This is a genomic window from Halorubrum sp. SP3, assembly GCF_005435195.1.
GTDB lineage: Archaea > Halobacteriota > Halobacteria > Halobacteriales > Haloferacaceae > Halorubrum > Halorubrum sodomense.
This window is the reverse complement of sequence record NZ_SGTU01000532.1, coordinates 1-317: the sequence shown is the minus strand read 5'-3', so window position 1 is coordinate 317 and position 317 is coordinate 1. Positions and strand designations below refer to the sequence as shown.

Below are 317 nucleotides of genomic sequence, written 5' to 3'. Positions count from 1 at the left end.
CTATCCCGCCACGGAAAGGCATATAATGTGTGATGACTTACCACGGTCCATGTCTTCGGACCCACGCTCCGAATCCGAGGTGGCTCGCCCGGACGACTCCGACGCGGTCGACGCCGAGGTGGAGGCGTACGAAGACGACGGGAACGTGGTGCTTTTCGACGCCACGAACCCCCTCGCGTGGGTCGAAGCGAGCCGAACGGTTCGGCTCGCCGACGCGGTCTGAGAGGGTTCGGCCCTCGGTGCCGCCGGGCTGATCTCGTCCCCCGTAGCCGCGGCGCCGCGTCCGGACGGAACCCCTTTGCCCCGGCGCGGCGTAC

At 68.1% G+C, this 317-nt stretch carries 1 protein-coding gene; it reads left to right on the top strand.

Features of this window, described 5'->3' with window-relative positions:
• Positions 1–49: 49 nt before the first annotated feature.
• The gene (locus EXE42_RS19525) at positions 50–223 is read left to right on the top strand and encodes a hypothetical protein (protein ID WP_199240815.1); all 174 of its coding nucleotides are present in this window, start codon (positions 50–52) and stop codon (positions 221–223) included.
• The last annotated feature ends 94 nt before the right edge of the window (positions 224–317 follow it).

Excerpts from the sequence above, each read along its gene's own strand:
- EXE42_RS19525 (WP_199240815.1), top strand. The coding sequence starts at position 50 with ATGTCTTCGGACCCACGCTCCGAATCCGAGGTGGCTCGCCCGGACGAC.